The sequence below is a fragment of the Okeania sp. SIO3I5 genome (assembly GCF_010672085.1).
In the GTDB taxonomy this organism is placed as follows: domain Bacteria; phylum Cyanobacteriota; class Cyanobacteriia; order Cyanobacteriales; family Microcoleaceae; genus Trichodesmium.
Genome location: NZ_JAAHHT010000034.1, coordinates 45,200 through 64,259 on the forward strand (window position 1 = coordinate 45,200; position 19,060 = coordinate 64,259).

At 35.8% G+C, this 19,060-nt stretch carries 16 protein-coding genes; 9 read left to right on the plus strand and 7 right to left on the minus strand.

Translation table 11 applies throughout. From position 1 onward, the window contains the following. Window positions 1–3,713, minus strand: a 3,713-nt coding sequence (locus tag F6K40_RS10750; RefSeq protein WP_293135290.1) for a two-partner secretion domain-containing protein, incomplete at its 3' end; no start/stop codon positions are given. 540 nt (window positions 3,714–4,253) lie between these two features. On the opposite strand from F6K40_RS10750, the gene F6K40_RS10755 reads away from it, so the two are divergent. The 3 genes from F6K40_RS10755 (at window position 4,254) to F6K40_RS10765 (ending at window position 6,864) form a co-directional block, all read left to right on the plus strand. Next, on the plus strand, window positions 4,254–4,388 hold the full coding sequence (locus F6K40_RS10755; protein WP_293135293.1) for a hypothetical protein: 135 nt from the start codon (window positions 4,254–4,256) through the stop codon (window positions 4,386–4,388). 31 nt (window positions 4,389–4,419) lie between these two features. Next, entirely contained in the window at window positions 4,420–5,076 is a 657-nt protein-coding gene (gene coaE, locus F6K40_RS10760; protein ID WP_293135296.1) for a dephospho-CoA kinase, read from the plus strand. A gap of 1,080 nt (window positions 5,077–6,156) precedes the next feature. After that, window positions 6,157–6,864 (plus strand): YdcF family protein, encoded by a 708-nt coding sequence (locus tag F6K40_RS10765; protein ID WP_293135299.1) that lies wholly within the window; start codon window positions 6,157–6,159, stop codon window positions 6,862–6,864. Window positions 6,865–6,919: 55 nt separating this feature from the next. On the opposite strand, the gene F6K40_RS10770 is transcribed toward F6K40_RS10765, so the two are convergent. The 3 genes from F6K40_RS10770 to F6K40_RS10780 all read right to left on the minus strand — a co-directional run bounded on the left by F6K40_RS10770 (window position 6,920) and on the right by F6K40_RS10780 (window position 9,456). After that, window positions 6,920–7,234: a formylglycine-generating enzyme family protein gene (locus F6K40_RS10770; protein ID WP_293135302.1), complete on the minus strand. Its 315-nt coding sequence runs from the start codon at window positions 7,232–7,234 to the stop codon at window positions 6,920–6,922. Between the two features lie 687 nt (window positions 7,235–7,921). Next, window positions 7,922–8,905, minus strand: a complete 984-nt coding sequence (locus F6K40_RS10775) for an HAD family hydrolase (protein WP_293135305.1) — start codon at window positions 8,903–8,905, stop codon at window positions 7,922–7,924. 299 nt (window positions 8,906–9,204) lie between these two features. After that, the gene (locus tag F6K40_RS10780; RefSeq protein WP_293135308.1) at window positions 9,205–9,456 is read right to left on the minus strand and encodes a hypothetical protein; all 252 of its coding nucleotides are present in this window, start codon (window positions 9,454–9,456) and stop codon (window positions 9,205–9,207) included. A gap of 398 nt (window positions 9,457–9,854) precedes the next feature. On the opposite strand from F6K40_RS10780, the gene F6K40_RS10785 reads away from it, so the two are divergent. The 3 genes from F6K40_RS10785 (at window position 9,855) to larB (ending at window position 13,520) form a co-directional block, all read left to right on the plus strand. Further along, window positions 9,855–11,630, plus strand: coding sequence for an ABC transporter substrate-binding protein (locus F6K40_RS10785; protein WP_293135311.1), 1,776 nt, complete (start codon window positions 9,855–9,857; stop codon window positions 11,628–11,630). After that, on the plus strand, window positions 11,631–11,981 hold the full coding sequence (locus F6K40_RS10790; protein ID WP_293135314.1) for a hypothetical protein: 351 nt from the start codon (window positions 11,631–11,633) through the stop codon (window positions 11,979–11,981). Window positions 11,982–12,746: 765 nt separating this feature from the next. Further along, window positions 12,747–13,520 carry a nickel pincer cofactor biosynthesis protein LarB gene (larB, locus tag F6K40_RS10795; protein ID WP_293135317.1) on the plus strand — a complete coding sequence of 258 codons (774 nt, stop codon included), beginning with the start codon at window positions 12,747–12,749 and terminating at the stop codon, window positions 13,518–13,520. A 418-nt stretch (window positions 13,521–13,938) separates the two neighbouring features. On the opposite strand, the gene F6K40_RS10800 is transcribed toward larB, so the two are convergent. Both F6K40_RS10800 and F6K40_RS10805 read right to left on the minus strand, forming a co-directional pair. Beyond that, window positions 13,939–14,676, minus strand: a complete 738-nt coding sequence (locus F6K40_RS10800; protein WP_293135320.1) for a pirin family protein — start codon at window positions 14,674–14,676, stop codon at window positions 13,939–13,941. Between the two features lie 242 nt (window positions 14,677–14,918). After that, window positions 14,919–15,167, minus strand: a complete 249-nt coding sequence (locus F6K40_RS10805; protein WP_293135323.1) for a CDGSH iron-sulfur domain-containing protein — start codon at window positions 15,165–15,167, stop codon at window positions 14,919–14,921. Between the two features lie 465 nt (window positions 15,168–15,632). Between F6K40_RS10805 and F6K40_RS10810 the strand changes: the two genes are divergently transcribed. Both F6K40_RS10810 and F6K40_RS40770 read left to right on the plus strand, forming a co-directional pair. Next, window positions 15,633–15,971: a winged helix-turn-helix transcriptional regulator gene (locus tag F6K40_RS10810; protein ID WP_293135326.1), complete on the plus strand. Its 339-nt coding sequence runs from the start codon at window positions 15,633–15,635 to the stop codon at window positions 15,969–15,971. A 105-nt stretch (window positions 15,972–16,076) separates the two neighbouring features. Further along, on the plus strand, window positions 16,077–16,232 hold the full coding sequence (locus tag F6K40_RS40770) for a winged helix-turn-helix transcriptional regulator (protein ID WP_365671011.1): 156 nt from the start codon (window positions 16,077–16,079) through the stop codon (window positions 16,230–16,232). Window positions 16,233–16,288: 56 nt separating this feature from the next. Here F6K40_RS40770 and F6K40_RS10815 read toward each other — a convergent pair whose 3' ends face one another. After that, complete coding sequence (locus F6K40_RS10815; protein WP_293135329.1) at window positions 16,289–17,194, minus strand: vitamin K epoxide reductase family protein; 906 nt, start codon at window positions 17,192–17,194, stop codon at window positions 16,289–16,291. Between the two features lie 1,199 nt (window positions 17,195–18,393). On the opposite strand from F6K40_RS10815, the gene F6K40_RS10820 reads away from it, so the two are divergent. Further along, window positions 18,394–18,657: a hypothetical protein gene (locus F6K40_RS10820; protein WP_293135332.1), complete on the plus strand. Its 264-nt coding sequence runs from the start codon at window positions 18,394–18,396 to the stop codon at window positions 18,655–18,657. The last annotated feature ends 403 nt before the right edge of the window (window positions 18,658–19,060 follow it).

Sequence of the window (19,060 nt, forward strand, 5' to 3'; positions counted from 1 at the left end):
GCGCTGGAATTTATGCTATCTGTGGTGAGGCGATCGCCCGACTCTAGATTTATCTTTCCTCCTGCTGTTGTTCCTTCTGCTTCTATCGCTCCAACTTCAATCTGATTTACCGAACTTAATTTCACTTCCCCTGCATTTCCCGATGTCGCGCTGGAATTTATTGTACCTGTGGTGAGGCGATCGCCCGACTCTAGATTTATCTTTCCTCCTGCTGTTGTTCCTTTTGCTTCTATAGCTCCAACTTCTATATTATTTTGCGCACTCAATTTCACTTCCCCTGCACTTCCTGATGTGGCGCTGGAATTTATGCTACCTGTCATCAACAGATCACCTGCTTCTAGATTTACATTTCCTCCTGTTGTTCCTTTTGCTTCTATAGCTCCCACTTCTATATTATTGGTCGCACTTAATTTCACTTCTCCTGCATTTCCCGATGTAGCGCTGGAATTTATGCTATCTGTGGTGAGGCGATCGCCCGACTCTAGATTTATCTTTCCTCCTGCTGTTGTTCCTTCTGCTTCTATCGCTCCAACTTCAATCTGATTTACCGAACTTAATTTCACTTCCCCTGCATTTCCCGATGTCGCGCTGGAATTTATGCTACCTGTAGTGAGGCGATCGCCTGCTTCTATATTGATCTTTCCTCCTGTTGTTGTTCCTGTCGTGGTTAAATTCCCTGTTTCTATAAAACCACCAGTGACAATATCAATATTTCCCGTATTATTTTCTAATGTATTTGTGGTGACATCTCCAATTTTTACATCTCCTTGAATGCTATTAATACTAATGTCTCCAGGTGCAGAAATATCCCCAGTGAGAATATCACGATTAGCATTTAGAGTAATTTTGGCATCATCTGTTCCGGTTATTGTACCTGTACCTGTAATTGTTTCTGCTTGCATAGTCACCGGATCGTGAAATGTCACCCCATTGTCGCTACTGTTTTCTGGAGAATAGATAGTAATAGTACCTCCATTTTCAGATTTCCCGATGCTAATAGATGCAAAACCATCTGCCAAAGTTGCTAAGTCCGATGTTGTCAGGTGTAGTGGCGAATTGCCATTCACCCCTTCTGTATTTTTAAACCCTCCCAGAATAATATCGTGATTTTCTGATGCTGAGTGTAAGGTAAGTTTTCCATTACTACTAATACTGTTTTCGCCACCTAAAAGATTAATTTCGTTTCCAGTCAGAGAAATATTGCCAGTTTCTGTGCTGTCACTTGATGTTGATATTGCCCGAAGGTTGATAGTATTTTCAGCTTTAATATCGATATTTCCACCACTTTGTTCGCCGTCAGCATCAATATTTTCTGTATCAATATCAGTAGCAGCATTTATCGTCACATTCCCACCCCTACCGTTTGCAGAAGTAGCATTTATACCTGCTGTTGTAATTTCAATCTTACCTGTTTGACTGTTGATATTAATATTTCCACCTCTGGAGTCTCCACTAGAATTAATTTCTCCTGTAATAATATCTCCCTGAGCATCAATATTTATATCTCCCCCATTACTTTCTCTTGTTGTATTTGAGTAGGTAGTAGATAAATTATTAGTCATAATAAAACCTTGACTACTGCTCAGATTTAGTTCTCCTCCTTTTGTATTAATATTACCTGTATTTATCGTTGTTCCAGAAATACTAATTCCTGCTCCTTGAGTATTAATAGTATTTTCTAAATCCATCCTAAATGAACCATTACCATTTTGGTCACTATCTGCTAGAAATGAAATTTTACCTCTTCTATTTGCAAAGTTTAATCCAGCTTCAGATAAATTGTTTATCGTTATATTATCTGATGCTTCAATTCTAATATTTGTATTTGATATAGTTTCTATTGATGACTTGGAAATCTGAGATTCTGTTGCTATTTCTCCAGTTAAAGGATTATTTTCTATTGATGTTGATGACTTGGAAATCTGAGATTCTGTTGCTATTTCTCCAGTTAAAGAATTCTCTTGTATTAATGATTCTGGAATTTCAGATTCTATTGCCGTTTCTTCAGTTAAAGAATTCTCTTCTATTGATGATTCTGGAATTTCAGATTCTGTTGCTATTTCTCCAGTTAAAGAATTCTCTTCTATTGATGATTCTGGAATTTCAGATTCTGTTGCCGTTTCTTCAGTTAAAGTATTCTCTTCTATTGATGATTCTGGAATTTCAGATTCTGTTGCCGTTTCTTCAGTTAAAGTATTCTCTTCTAGATCAATATTGCCATCTACAATATTAATATTTTCACCCTTCAATAATAAATTTCCCAAACTATCTGAAGAACCTAAATTAACAGTTCCATCAAAAATTAAAGTTCCTTGACTAGAAATTTCTACTATATTTTCAGCAGAATTTTCTTCTACTGCTACAGACTCTTCCCCGACATAACCAATAGCTTCTATTTTTCCTAAAAATATAGTTTCTTCTACACTTGAAATAACTATATTACCTCCCTCACCCAAAAAAGATGTAGCAGATATTTGTGTTTGTTCATCAACATAAGTACGAAGAGCATGAGGAACATTTCCCAAACCTGAAAAATCTCCACCAATTCTAATATTTCCACTCCCATAAATACCAGAAGCATTCAACTTCGCATCAAATAATCCTACTTTTTCTCCCAAAATATTGATTCTACTTGTATTTAATAACTCCGAACTTTCTGCCGAAGAAATATCCAGCGAACCAGAAACAATAGTTGTACCTAAATCTGTAGGAATTACCTGATTTGAACCTGTCAAAACTACCTGATTATCATCATTAACCATCACTCCAGTCGCCATTTCCATAACCTCACTATTACCAGTCAACAGTTCAGGTATAGATAAAGGATTTAACCTCTCTGATTCTTCAGTTGAATTTGTACTTAAACTTTCTCCATTTTCCGTGCTTATTTCTAAACTTAATAAACGCCCTTCTTGACTAATACGAACTAAATTTTCTTCTGGAACTGTAGAGATTGTAATTTCACCACCAGGTGCAGATATTTTACCCGTATTAATAATAGTTCCACCCAATAAAGTTACACTTTCTCCAGCTTCAACACTTAACTCACCTGCATTTATTATTGCTCCCGAATTACCCAGAGGAAAAGAAAAACTACTAGGATTTCCCGTTAAAATATCGTAATTATTTTCACCAATAGCATTAAACCAACCATTATCAAAACCAATACTTGAACCAGTAGTTACAACAAAAGATGCAGGTACATCTAATCTAGAATTTGCACCAAAAATAACACCAGCAGGGTTCATAATAAATAAATTAGAATTTCCCCCTGTTACCTGAATTAAACCATTAATTACAGAAACATCTCCACCTGTAACACGAGTTAGAATATTTTTTATACTGGGGTTAGATATAAAGTTAACAACTTGGTTTTCTCCCAGATTAAATCTACTGAAACTATGAAAAAGATTACTATTATCTTCCGAGCGCTTTCCACCTGTAACATCAAAGCGAGTTTGAGAAGAATTATTTGATGGACTTACGGGAGTTACTACTGTATTAGTTGAGTCTGCTTCGGGAACTATTGGTTGAGTCGATACTTGAGCTAATGCAGTTTGAGGAGAAAATATTGGCCATGGAATTATTCTGACCCCACCATTATTTTCCCTGTTATTGAATGGTAAGAGTGCAGCAGTGTCCAATACCCAAAATCCAGTTAAGGGGACGACTATGAGAATCTGGTAAATTTTATAAACGGGTACATAATTCATTGGTTTGTGATATTTTTTGATTTTTTATCATAAAACCACTTTTTAGTCAAGGATAATTTTTTTAATCCTCTTAGAAAAAATGTGCTTAAAACGAGTAATTGTCTCTATTTCCTACATAAATAAGATATTTTTGAGATCAATTATATTGATCTCAAAAAATCTGCTTAGGCAAAAATTTGGACATTGTTGCGTCCATTCTGCAGAAAATGCGTAAAGTTGGCCTCGCCCAGTTATTTTAGCTTTTTAAGTTCGACACACTGGTTTTTCAAATCTCTTTACCTGTTTAATGCCGAGCAACGTGAGCTTCAGGACTGGCCACGCATTCCAAGGTGTTATGACCTTTCAGGACGTTTACTTTAAAAAAAGTGGGCTGGAATAACCATTTAAGCGACTCAAGCGCTTTGATTAGATTTGTGGTTAGTCAGAGGTAACTTCTGATCAGATTAATATGGTTTCATTTCTACTTTAATCCATAATATTGATAACTTTCCTATAACCGACGGGGAGATAGAGGGGTAGGAAGTCTGGGGACTGTCCGTGGTGTGGGGAGTTTGGGGAGTGTCGGAGGTGTTGGAAGTGTGGGGAGTGTCGGAGGTGTCGGAGGTGTGGGGAGAAGTGGTCTACTTTACCCACATTCTAAACTTAGATGCCGTACTACTATTTTCTAAATTTTGAATTTTGAATTTTGAATTTTGAATTAAAAATTATGCGTCTAATTGGTTTAACTGGTGGTATTGGCACAGGAAAAACTACTGTCTCTAATTATTTGAGTAAAAATTACCAGTTCCCAATTTGGGATGCAGATATTTATGCGCGGGAAGCTGTACAACCTGGTTCATCAATTTTAGAAGATATAATAGTACGCTATGGAAAAAATATTGTATTACCCAATGGTAACCTAGATAGGCAAAAATTAGGAGAAATTGTTTTCAATAATCGAGACGAATTACATTGGTTAAATAAACAGATTCACCCTTATGTTCGCGATCGCTTTGAGCAGAATATTCAAGATTTTATCATCAAAAATAGTGAATATGGCCAGGAAAATTCCATACAAATAACATCCCATCAAACTACTTCTCAAAATCCTACAGCAGTATTAGTAATACCATTGTTATTTGAAGCTAAAATGACTGACTTAGTAACAGAAATTTGGGTGATATACGCTCCACTTCAAAAACAAATAGAAAGATTAATAAAACGCGACTCCTTAAGTTTAGAAGAAGCTTATACTCGAATTAACAATCAGATGTCCCTAGAAGAAAAATGTCAACAGGCGGATATAATCCTTAATAATTCCTCTAACCTAGAAATTTTGTGGCAACAAGTAGACTCAGCGATCGCTTACCAACAGAATAATTAAGTATCCCACCAAACTAGGGAATTTAAAGTAATAAAAAAATCTTACCCCTTTTATCCTGAAGACACTGCATAACCTGTGTATTAGGTATGTAGAAACTCCTTGTATGGAAAATGGAAAAATCCCATGAGTCTCTGCTTATCTTTTAATACTTCCATCATAATTTCAATGACGGTTTATCGTAAGTTCTGCAGCTTCCAATCAAATACCTCTACCTCAAATACCGAAAAGTTTTTAACTCTAGTTCAGATATTTTTTAATGAACGAGGTAGTGGACGAGATGAAATGTAGTTTAGTAATTCAAAATTAATAACTATAAAATCAAGTCACAAATTAATTCCAGAAACTCCCCTGAATCAAATTGATTTAACTATCAATTTGATTGTTAGAGAATCTGGAATTATTTTTTTTGAGAGATTAAATCAACTATAGCAGGGAACAGGCATGAAAAACATTTTCTAGTCTGAGATTCATCATCAGTAATTGTCAAGAACCAATTCTTTCTTAGTTATAATATCAAGTCGCATTAATTAACCATAATATAAGCGTTGCTGAAACCTTTTAATGAATCTTTGCATAAAAATAATTACTAACTTTTTTTATATAATGACTATATAAAATCAACTCCGAGGAATAAAATTAAGACACTGAAAATAGTTCTACAAATACCAACTACCCCAACAAATAAATCATAACCAAACTTCAACAATTAATTATTAATTATTAATTAGGGCTTGCTGATTAAATATAAAAGCATTGACTCCTAAAGGTTTTAGCCTTTTTATATCTTGAAAAAGTACAAGGTTTTTGTTCTAGGGAGTTCAAAAAGTTAGGATTTTGAGTTGACTGTGGCAGAAAAATCAAAGGATAATTTTTCCTCCTGCCTCCTCGCTCATTCCCCATTCCTCCTGACTCCTGACTCCTGACTCCTGAGGACTACCCTCACCCATGCATACTTTTTCAGCAAACCCTAATTATTAACAATATAAATGCCTTTTACTATAAAGGTCCGAAGCAACCGGACATGATATAACGTTCCAAAGAAGTTAACTTGCCGGAGTGATATAACTCAAGATAATTTTTATGACACAAAATCAGACCAAAAGTCGAAACAAGAAAATTAAGAGAATACTACTGTTGGTACTTTTGCCCATAATTTCTGCTCTATTAGTTAGGTTAGTAGGAAATACTATTTTGCTTAACTCAGCAGCAAAAACTCCTGTTGATGCTTACTTAGTTTTGGGTGGCAGTATTAAACGGGAAATGTATATTGCTCAAGTAGCTAAACAATATCCTCAGACACCTATATTAATTTCTGGTGGTTCTGAAAATCCCTGTATTGTGGGATTATTTCAACGGGTAAATGCTCCTGTAGAGCAGGTTTGGTTAGAAAATTGCGCTCAATCTACTTTTGGTAACTTCTTTTTTGCCATGCCAATTTTGGAAAAATGGGGAGCGCGACATATTAAATTAGTCACATCTGCTAGTCATTTACCTAGAGCAAAATGGTTGGCACAAATTATTCTGGGTTCTCATGGAATATGGGTGGAAACCGATATTGTTAAGGAAATAGGTGTACCAGGAAATCAAGAATCTCGCCTCAAGACTGGTTTAGATGTTATTCGTAGTTTGATATGGGCGTTGGCAAGTCAGGTAATACAACCAAAATGTACAGATGTGCTAAAACTATCACAGGTAAATATGACAGAATGGTGCAAGGATAGTTTTCGTTGTGAGCGTCAAGCTAAATTGAAGCAAGAGTCAGTTTGTGGCAAGAGAGTTAAAACTTAGTTGGCAAGTTACGTTATTATGCGATATAATCAGGACTTACGCAGAACCACCATATCTATCGGAAATTGTGATTTTGGTAGGGGCGTTCGGTAATGGTTTGATCACCTGTTGCTTTGACAAATTTACGGAATTCGGCGTTGGTGATTTCGTGGCGATCGATGCAAAAACTATCTACTGTGACGTCACTGGCAGAAATTTCTGAGGGATAATGAGAATGCGAACCCATTCTAAAAGTTCCTCCGGGAATAAATACCATTCCCCCCGGACAACTATTATCTGTAGAAGATGCTTGTGCTGGTGTGGAAAAAGGGAAAATCAGGGATATTGTTAGGAAAAAGATAATAAGTGATTTATGCCAAAAAGTTTTCATAAAATGATTGGTATTTCGATAATACAATGTTTTACAGTGCTTTTCAGATTGATGAACCAGATGGTAACAAACAAAATTATGTAGGGACGTTCCATGGAACGTCCCTACTTTAGTCTCCCGAAATGAAAACCGCTGTAATATCATGTCCGGTAGCATCGGTATTGTATAGCAAAGGTAGGGAACAGGGAACAGGGAACAGGGAACAGGGAACAGGGAACAGGGAACAGGGAGGAGGGAACACTTAACTGCCAGGAATACTTAAGATCCAGAAAAAAAACTTAAATTTCCGGTAAAATTCACCCTTGAGTTTACACCAACGATACCAGCGGACATGATATAATTTAATAATTTCAGGACTTACGCATAACCATCATCTCTTGGTGGGCGTTCCCTCTCTTGGTCGGCGTTCCCTCACAGGAGTGCGCATTCCCTCTCTTGGTCAGCATTTCGCAAGCGATATCTCGGGGACGCGGGGTCTGACCGCTTGCGACTTGCCTCTTACAGAGGAGCTTCCTCTTACAGAGGAGCTAACGCTAACGCTAACGTCGTCGCGGGAGCGCACCGCTATCTAGTAGTGGCGAGTCGCGAGTCGCCACTACAGATGTTGTATGATTTGATATGCATGGCTTTAGTCCTGAATTTTATATCAGGTGAGCAATGCCTGCCCTACTAACCACTGACTAAAATTTAGTTACAAATTGGAGGTGTTCTTGATGGGTTTGACTCAAAAATAGTATTGAAATCGTCTTTCATACTAACTACGATCCAATTCTCACGATCTTGAGCTGTATAGAGGGATTCGTTATCAAGCACTAAATCATAATCTTCGATCTCAAAGCTTGTAGGATCGTCATTGTATTGATATTCCCTCTCACAATCATCGTGATTAATGAGTACGATCAAGGATTTATCAACCCCAGTATCAGTGTATTGAAACATTTCAAAATCACCAGTAGAGTTACCCACTGCAATAATAGGTCGTTTGCCAATATGATTTTGAATCCCTACTGGTTTACCTTCTTGATCGTTATAGTGAGCTAGCTCCTCATGATCCTCTATTCCTGCTAAAAAGTCCGTCTCACGTTTTACGTCTCCTCCAAACTCTCCATCAAATTCTGTTCTGACTGCACTACCAATCACTTGTTCAGGGGGAATACCATAAGCTTCCTCAGAAAAAGAACGGATAAAATCAATATCACCTCCCGAACAAATATAGACTTTGAAGCCATTAGCTTTGAGGTATTTAACTAAGTCAATTACAGGTTTATAGACGAGTTGTCTATATGGAACATCAAAATCTTCCTGATTTTCTTCATAGACAAATTGACGAGCTTTTTCTATATACTCATCTGTTGTTAATCCAACAGAACTTCCATTTTCTTCTATAAATTGAACTTGGAAATACTCAGGCTTTTCAGACCACAAAGTTCCATCGTTATCAAAGACAGCAATGCGATCTTTTAGTTTAACATAGTCATCGCCGTGAGTAGTTACTTTTTCCACAAAGTCTAGGATATCTTGTATCTTGCCATTCTCATCCCAAGAATTTAAGTAGTATTCACCAGCAGCATTAGCAGGAATACAACCTAAAGTACCGCCTAAACAAAAGATTGATAACAGAAGCGAAAGAAAAAATGTGATAGTTTTTCTGTTGATGTTGAGAAATTTCATAATTGATTTACACACCTTGAAAATAGGTCTAATTTTTGTTAAGAGAAATAGGAGGATCTATCTCAACAATTGTCTTGAAAATATCCTCCTAAATTCTACTTTTGTCTACACCGTAGTGTAATCAGGTAATTAAGATTGCAGTCAATTTTAATTGCCTGGAAAATCATTAATTGGAATTCAAACCAATTTTACAGGAGGCAGTATTTTTTCGCCAAAACTGAGCAGCAATAAATACTACCTGTAGCTTAATTTTTGATTTAATCCTGACCGTTGTCAACAGTCAACTGGATAATCTTTCTTCACCCTGTAATAAATGGAAATTCCTCTTTTAGCCTGTCTATTTTAATTTTTTTAACTACTCCATCTACTATCCGATTAATAGTGAAAGAAGCAGGTTTTTGGCGAGGGGGATAATCAACAAAGCTCTCGAGAAACTGAGCTACAGATGCTGCAATAGGACAACCCAAGAAAATGCGACAGACCATCCAGGCAGCGTAATAATTTGACTCGTGAGGTACTTTCTCAAAGGGATCGCGGCGTAGGTTAATCAACCGAGGCACCCTCAAGTTAATATACGGTTCTGGCCAAACATCAAAGCCTTCTGCACGTTGTTCAGTGTAGATCGCTTTCCAAAGGATTTACTGAAAATTATTTTTTCAAGCCCTTCCGCCAAAGATTATTGTAGATAGAGTTGTTTTTGTCAATAGATAATGATGCTAACTGTAATAATTATTTACATATAAAAAATAGTCCAATTTATTATTAATTGGCCAACTTTATCAAATTTAAAATTAAATGGTATAGTAGAGATTTAGGCAGTAAAATTTAGCAAATTTCTTTAGTAAACTTTTGTCAAAATGGTATACTTGTAGATCCAAGAATAAAATCCGCAAGTAAAACCCACTTTAGCTATAATTAAATTAATAAATAAACTGACAATGACTTGAAGATGATTAAATTTAATATTCAACAAAAACATTATCGTAAATTAGCAATTTGCTTGACAGTTATTTTAATATTTTTCCTCAGCGCTTGTAGACCAGCACCATCAAATTTTCAATCTCGTCTAGTAGTCTCCACTCCAAGCGATGCTTCTACTTTTAACTATCCATTAAATCAGTCAGCATATAGTGTTTTTGGTTATCTTTATGACGGCTTAATTATTGAAAATGGTGTCACAGGAGAATTAGAAGCAGCATTAGCTGAATCTTGGGAAGTTTCGGAAGACGGACAAACAATAGTTATTACTTTACAAAAAGATTTGAAGTGGTCAGATGGAGAACCTTTAACTGTTGATGATGTGGTATTTTCCTACAACGAAATATATCTCAATGATAAAATTCCTAGCAGTTTTAAAGATATCCTGAGAATCGGTAAAAGTGGTGCTTTACCAACAGTAAAAAAAATCGATAATCTCCGTGTAGAATTTTCTACACCCGAACCTTTTGCTCCTTTTCTCAGATATTCTGGAGGATTACCTATTCTACCTGCTCATGTTTTAAAAGAATCAGTTCGTACTACTAACTCGAAAGGAGAATTAAACTTTCTAACAAAATGGGGAACTGATACCCCAGTTACAGAAATTGTTGGTAATGGTATGTATCGCATCAAAAGTTATGCTCCAAATCAACGAATTATTTTAGAGAAAAATCCTTTTTACTGGCGCAAAGATGATGGGGGAAATAATCTGCCTTATATTGAAAATATTGTTTGGCAAGTTATCGAAAATACAGATAATCAACTGTTAAATTTTCGTTCTGGAGAACTAGACACAATTTCAGTAGCAGCAGAAATGTATCCTCTGTTGAAACGAGAAGAAAAACGAGGTAAATATACTATATATAATGGTGGTCCGACATCTGCTTCTAGCTTTATTTGTTTTAATATAAATCAAGCGAAAAATGCTCAAGGTAAACCATTTGTAGATCCGATTAAATCTCAATGGTTTAATAATAAAGCTTTTCGGCAGGCGATCGCTTATGGGATTAATAGGGAAGCAATGACAGATAATATATACCGTGGATTAGGTGCGCCTCAGTATTCTCCAATTCCTGTTACAAGTCCTTTTTATTTATCTCCAGAAGAGGGCTTAAAAATTTATAATTATAACCCGGAAAAAGCGAAAGAACTTTTACTTGGTGCTGGTTTTAAATATGATCAAAATGGTGAATTATTAGATAGTGAAGGTAATAAAGTAGAATTTACTTTACTATCAAGTGCGGGTAGGAAAGTTAGAGAACAAATGGCAACGCAAATTAATCAAGATTTGGCAAAATTAGGTATTAAATTAAATATGCAATTTCTCAGCTTTAATACTTATGTAAGAAAACTCTCTTTATCTAGAGATTGGGATGCTTATATGGGAGGTTTTACAGGAGGAAGTATTGAACCTCATGGTGGTTATAATATTTGGTCTGTAAATGGTAGATTACACACTTTTAATCAAGGACCTCAACCGGGAGAGGAAGAAATAAAAGGCTGGAAAGTAAATGATTGGGAACAAGAAATAGATGATCTTTATATTAAAGCATCTCAGGTATTAGATGAAGATAAACGCCAAAAATTTTATGGTCAAGCACAACAAATTATTGCTGAAGAATTACCTTTTATTTATATGGTAAATCCTCTAGAATTTGATGCTATTCGCGATCGGATTAAAGGGATTAATTATACTGAGCTAAGTGGTGGTTTCTGGAATTTATATGAACTGAAAATTTCTGATTGATTGCTCACATGGATTGCTGATAACCACGGATTTTGCCACGGATGCGCTCACACGGATTTTGCCACGGATGCGCTCACACGGATTTTGCCACGGATGCGCTCACACGGATTTTGCCACGGATGCGCTCACACGGATTTTGCCACGGATGCGCTCACACGGATTTTGCCACGGATGTACGGATTAGCGCCAGTAGTGGATTGTTTCATCTTAAATATTGCAATAGATGTTGCAATAAATGTAGGTTGGGTTGAGGGAGGTTTTTGCTGGCGCAAAGCTCCGCTTTTTCGCAGGATCAACCCAACAACAGTCTTTCTCCCGTACGGACGCGCTTATGCAACGTCCCTACCCTAATGCACAGTTTTAGCTGAAACAGTCCACTACTAGACTAACATCAACCTCCCACAAACCCGGTTTCTCATAACACTTGAAAATCAAAAGTGTAGAAACCAGGTTTGTATTAAATCCCTGAAAATACTAACATCGACCTTCCACAAACCCGGTTTCTTAGAGATTGTTTGTCAAGAAAATATAAAAAGGAGATATAGCAATTCCCAAGAAGCGTGAGGTACAAAATTCCTTGGTTTTAGGGAACAGGGAACACTTAACTGGGAACAGGGAATAGGCAATAGGCAATAGGAACAAATAAAGATAGGTGTACCTCAGTAAGTTGAGAAATGCTATAGGGAATAGGGAATAGGCAATAGGCAATAGGGAATAGGGAATAGGCAATAGGCAATAGGCAATAGGCAATAAGGAGGAAGAAATCAACATAAATATTTGTCGCTTAAAAAGTCTCGGAATATATGTACTGAATACTTCTTTATCTACCTTCTTTCAATCTCTTGAATTATTACCGCTTTTAGATTCACATCACAAGTGATGCTCTCTTAATGCTTATTTGACAAACAGTCTCTTATAAGTGGAGAGTGTAGTCCGTACAGGACTCAAAAAATATAGGGTTGTAAATATTCTAGCTCAGACAATGAATGAACAATGCCAAAACGAGCGCTCCCCTACTCCCTCTTTTCTAGAGATATCAAATTGGTTCTATATAGTCAGGTATACTACTTGTAAATTACCAAACTTTCCCAATTATTAGTTGGATTCTTTAAAATTATGAAACCTGAAGCTTTAGAGCAGTTATTAAAAGGAGTTGCTACAGGAAATATAACTCCTGAGTCAGCATTAGAAAAACTCAAGAATCTTGACTTTGAAACTGTCGAAAATTTTGCCAAAATAGATCACCATAGAAATATCAGAACAGGTTTTCCTGAAGTCATCTGGGGACCAGGAAAAAAACCAGAACAAATTGTCAAAATTATGGAGGTAATGAGGCACAAAAATCCTGTAGTAATGGCGACAAGAATTGAACCAGAAGTTTATGAAAAATTGCAAGAGAAAATTTCCGATCTTTATTACTATGAGGATGCAAAAATTTGTGCAATTATATCAGATTTTCCTACTCCAAAATACAAAGGTATAATTACAATATTAAGTGCGGGTACTGCCGATCTACCAGTAGCAGAAGAAGCAGCAGTTACGGCAACTCTTTGTGGTTTTTCAGTCAAGCGTCTTTGGGATGTAGGGGTAGCAGGAATTCACAGATTATTAAGTAATAAACATTTAATTGCAGAAGCAGATGTTTTAATTGTTGTAGCAGGAATGGAAGGTGCTTTACCAAGTGTAGTGGCAGGTTTAGCAGATTCTCCTGTTATTGCAGTACCTACAAGTGTGGGTTATGGTGCTAATCTTGATGGTTTAGCTCCCCTATTAACAATGTTAAATTCTTGTGCGCCAGGAATAGGTGTTGTGAATATTGACAATGGTTTTGGGGCAGCTATTTTGGCAGGACAAATTATTAGAATGGGTGAAAAGTTAGCAAGGGAGTAGGGGAGCGGGGGAATGGGGGAGCATTTCTCCCCCTTCCCTCTTCCCCCCTTTCAAAGGGGGGTTGGGGGGGATGGAAGGGGGTTGGGGGGTTAGGTTTTTTCATCCACATTTTCAAGTTTGACACGGCAGTAGATAAAAAAACATTACAGCAAATTTCGGAGAAATGATGTACAGGGTAAATGATGAAAATATTCTAGTGCGGGCATCTTGCCCGCGATAGGTGTACCTCATCACAACGGCAACTGCTGTAATTCAGTCAGAATCTAAGGGTTTGGAGACCAAACCCCTACGATATGTTTAGCTTTCTTTGATATCGTCTCCAGATAGTTAGCGATCAAAAAACTTTATCGTCTTAATATCTTCAAACCTCCTCCTCTTCTCTCCTGACTCCTGACTCCTGACTCCTGACTCCTCCTTATTATGCCAAATCAAATAAAAGAATTTCTCCATTTGACTCAGTTGAAATAGCAAGTTCTTTAATTTCACTTAAAGCAACACCATCACCAGCTTTTAGAGAAAATTTCTCATAAGTATCTACTTCAATATCTACTTCCCCACGAGCAACTTGGACCCATCCATAACGGTTAGCTTCAAAAGAATAAGAAATGCGATCGCCCTGTTTCAAAGCACTTGCAAATAAATCCACATCTTGATTAACTTTAAGTGCGCCATCCCTACCATCTCTACCAACTACTAAATTTAACTTACCGGAGTTTTTGGCTATTTCAAAAGAGCGTTGATCGTATACTGGTTTTACACCTTTAACTTTTGGTTGTAGCCAAATTTGTAAAAAGTGAACATTTTCCGATCTTGAGTGGTTATATTCACTGTGCATAATTCCTGTACCCGTACTCATGTGTTGTACGTCTCCTGGATACAGGATACCACCCTCACCAATAGTATCTTTATGTTCTAATGCTCCTTCTAAAACATAAGTAATAATTTCCATATCTCGGTGTCCATGAGTTCCGAAACCATCACCAGGAGTAACCCTATCTTCATTAATTACTCTGAGGGAACGAAACCCCATGTATTCGGGGTCAAAATAATATGCAAAGGAAAATGTATGATGAGTATCAAGCCAACCATAATTTGCGTGTCCTCTTGCTTCAGCTTTTCGGACTTTAACTTTTTCAGCTTGTTGTACTTGAGACATTTTTAGTAACTCCTGTAAATCTTAACTGTTTTTACCTAAATTAAATCTTAGTTATTGATCCTTAATTTTAACTAATAAAAAACTTAATAATTAGATAGAATTTATGAGATTATTTGATAATATATATTTTCTTGGTTTATTATTCTAAGCTAATGTTGCATAATCGGGACCTTGTAGAAATTAATTTTCTATCAAGATCATTGAACGATTATGCAACACTAAAAAAATTAAGATTTTATTTATTATAGTTTAGCATGGGCTCCATCGCAAAAAGGAGGATTGCCAGTTTGCTTACAATTACAAAGTGCTACTTTTTGTGCCTCTGCTATTTCAAATGCTACAGGAGTAATATTAGTTCCAGCATGGGAACCATCACAATATGGTTTGTCAGGGTGACCTTTTGATTGACCACACGCACACCAGTAGTAAGTACCTACTTCAAGTTGTTCGATAATTACTGGTTTATTATCTGCAATTACAGCTTCGCTCATGGTGTTTTTCTCTCTGGAATTAATCTCTGGATACAAAATAAGCATGAAATTTCCCACACCGAATCAATAGATCAGGCGATCGCTCTCTCAACTTCTGACTGAGGATTTCTGCAGTGGCATAACCTGGTGATTATAACCTTGAAAGTATCCCATATCTACGATGCTTTTTACACAAAATGGACAGATATGGACTGATTAGCAGAAGATTTCCATTATCCGCTGTCCACAGGTAATAACTTGTGCCACTTAACAACAGAAATTTGAGTGGTAAACATAAAAAATTGTTTATCCAAGTAGCTCCAAGTTAGTATATTTTCCTATTGGACAATTCCTTGTTAGGAGTAGAGAAGAGCTTAGGGAAAAATTGTTAAACTTAGATTTTGTTTGGACATTTACAATCTAGCTTAAGTGAGGTTACTATGTATAGTATGTACTTTGAAGTAAGATAGTACCCAAAAAGATACTATGAAAGTCCAAACTGCAAAGAGGAAGGCCAATTGTCCAGCAGAAATTACTCTTAAAGTAATTGGTGGACGTTGGAAAGTTTTGATTATCAAAGAACTATTTGATGGGGTCAAACGTTTTAATGAACTTCATCGTTCTATCAAAGGTGTAACTCAAAAAATGCTAACTCAACAATTGCGGGAAATGGAGGCAGATGGTATTGTTCATCGGGAAGTTTATTTGCAGATGCCCCCAAAAGTCGAATATTCTTTAACTTCTCTAGGAAAAAGTCTTCAACCTATGATTAATGAAATGCACGAATGGGGAATTAAACATCTAAATTTTAATGAAGAAAGATAGATAAATAATTCCCAAAATTAGATTTATTTTTGAGCAAATACTACTGTCAATCTTTAAGCAAAATTAGAGACAAAATTATCAACTTGAAAATGAAAACTGCTATAAATAAAGAGCAAAGTTTTTCCCTACTCTCTCGACAGTCAATATTCTTTAACTTTTCTAGGAAAAAGTTTTCAACCTATGATTAATGAAATGCACGAATGGGGAATTAAACATCTAAATTTTAATGAAGAAAGATGGATAAATAATTCCCAAAATTAGATTTATTTTTGAGCAAATACTATTGTTAATATCTGTACTTCATAAAACCTACTTAGTTAAGGATTATCAAAATTAGTCGCTCCCTGATAACCTGATAACTTGGCTAAATTATCTAAAGAAACTACCCCCTCGTAAGGTTGACCACTGATTTCCCAAGTTGGATATGCCTTAACACCTGCTGTCTTACATAAATTTGGTTGAGGATTTTTGCCTTTAGGATCGCACTCAATATAGTTAAGTTTACTCACAGCTTCTTGACCAAATAATCGCTTTTGATCCTGACAATGACTGCACCAATAAGCACCATACATTTTTGCATCTACTTTTGTTAAATGTTCTGCTAATGCAACTTTTGCTGGAGTGGAAGTAGTTGTAATTCCAGAGACATTTGGTTCGGTAGCAGAGGTGCTATGAATTGGAGCATAAACCGCAAGTGTTCCTACCATAGTAATCATCCCGACAATGATAGCGGTAAAGATTAACTGTCCAATGTCTTCCCAATTACGACCAATTAATGCCAAGATAAATAGACTTATGGAACAAATAGCTGAACCAATGCAATAAATACAAAGAGATTTAATTTCAAATGCCATTATGTACATCAGATAGCTGCTGAAGATGGTCATGGAGACGGCACCCACAAAGATTAATAACCAACTCCAGTTTTCTACTTTTGAGCGTAACTCTTTTTGGGAATCTGGGTTGATTAACCAAGGAGCGATCGCCATTGTTCCCATACCAGCATAAGCTAGAAAGCCAAATAGAGCTAGAGGTAAGCCGAAAACAGTAGCGTAGGGGCTTTCAAGTACCTTGTCGCAACCCTCTACGGGGCAAATAACTGTTCCTCCTGTTAATTTTTCTATAGCAAGATAAGCTGTAATTACAGCACCTACTGCTGCGATACCGGCAATAATAAAACGTGAATTACGATGAATCCAGGGTTTAGAGCGTTTACTACGCATTCATGTCTCCTAATTTAATATAGTTTCTGTTGATATTATTATTGACTTTCCCGTGAACTGGAAAGTCAATAATAGAGTTCTATAGTAAGATATTTTATCTATAATTCATCAAACCTAGACATTTTATTGCTATTACTTAATTAACTTAAATAATTTCACTCCTCCACAATTTATTATCAATTTCAAGTTTTTATATCGCCATCTGACTTATAGATTTTTGACTCATGACTTTTGTGTTTATGGCCTGCATTGCATAAGGTTCCATCTACTTTGCTAGAACTGAAATTAGGAGTAATAGTCTATTAGAGGTTTCTCTGACTATTGAATAAGGCAGAGTTTTGCTAATAGGTTAACAGATTAGCTATTAACCTCAAACCGATACATTCCTAGTTCTGTATTATATCAAGTCTGTTTAATTAGTTATATAGCAATTCTCATCAGGAGTGAGGTAAAAAATTACGAATTTTTTAGGTCAGAGGTAGGGAGGTTGTATGCAACGTTCGTAGGAAGTAGGGAGTAGTAATTCGAGTTTGGTGAGAATACCAAAGAATAAAAACAACTGTAACCTTTAGTCACTTGAGAAACGCTAGAAAAAAAACTTTCTTCTTTCTCTACTAGCCAAGTATTTTTACTCTTTGATTTAGTAATAGTCGAGCTTGATTAAATTGAGTGCATCTCATATTTGCCAAAATACTTTTTTCCTATTCCCTATTCTCAGTTAAGTGTTCCCTGTTAAGTGTTCCCTATTCCCTAAAAGCAATAAATTTTTGCCTTTCTTCTAGCATTGAGATGCACCCATTAAATTTGTATTCATATTGCAACTTAAATGTTTATTTTTCAGAATATTTATCGGAGATCATTATTGATATAAATAGTCATATTTAAGCCTTGACAATTTAAGTGGATCAGGGTAAAATCTGATTTACAAAATGATAAAGTCTAGGGATTAATTATATCATAAATATTGAAATTTTTTAAAATTATTTTTTTTGATACTGAGATAGTTCTAACTAATATTAACGATGCCAATATTTGCATGAGAATTTATACTTAAAAGAAGGAATTATTAGGCAAAAAATTGAAGAAAAAGTGGTAAATAGTATTGTATTTAACAATAAAAAATATTCACTTAGAGATATAAAAATAATATAGATAGTAAATTACTATCTGAACAGCAAACCAATTAGTAGGAGATTATAATGAAAAGGTACTTGATCCTATCTGCACTAGCTTCTCTAGGTATCTTCTTACAAGCAGGATCTGCTAACGATCAATATAGATGCGATTTTAAGTACAAAGTTGGTAATAATGATTGGGTTCAAGATAGTGCCAGTGCAACAACTCGTTCTTTAGCTAAAGGTTCAGTTTCAAGCTTCCTAGAAAATAAAGCAGCTGAAGCTAATAGATCTGGCAAAGATTTTGAGTCAGCTAAACTATTTTGTGACGAGGTACTTGGAGATTAATCTGAATAATGTAATCGTGAAACTAAAATTTTAGCTATTAGATGAGATAGCTTTTAAAGCTTAAAATAGTTGAAGTTTCGGTAAAAAGTGAGTTCGTTTCATAATGAAAATAGAAGTTTCTCGGTAGCAAAAATTGAGGTTCAGACTTCAAGAGTAGTTACTATTTATATTAGTTCCCGTTTTTCAATGGGAACTTTTTTTTAGTCTCAAAAGGAGTAGGGGAGTATTTCAGCAATTAACAATTAATAATTAATAATTAATAATTACCTATCCCTAATATAGCATTTCTCATAAAGATGAGGTACAGTTACGATCCCCCTAAATCCCCCTTGAAAAGGGGGACTTTGAAGACTCCCCCCTTTTTAAGCTATCCCTTATAAGGAACTCTTGAAACCCTTGTGGG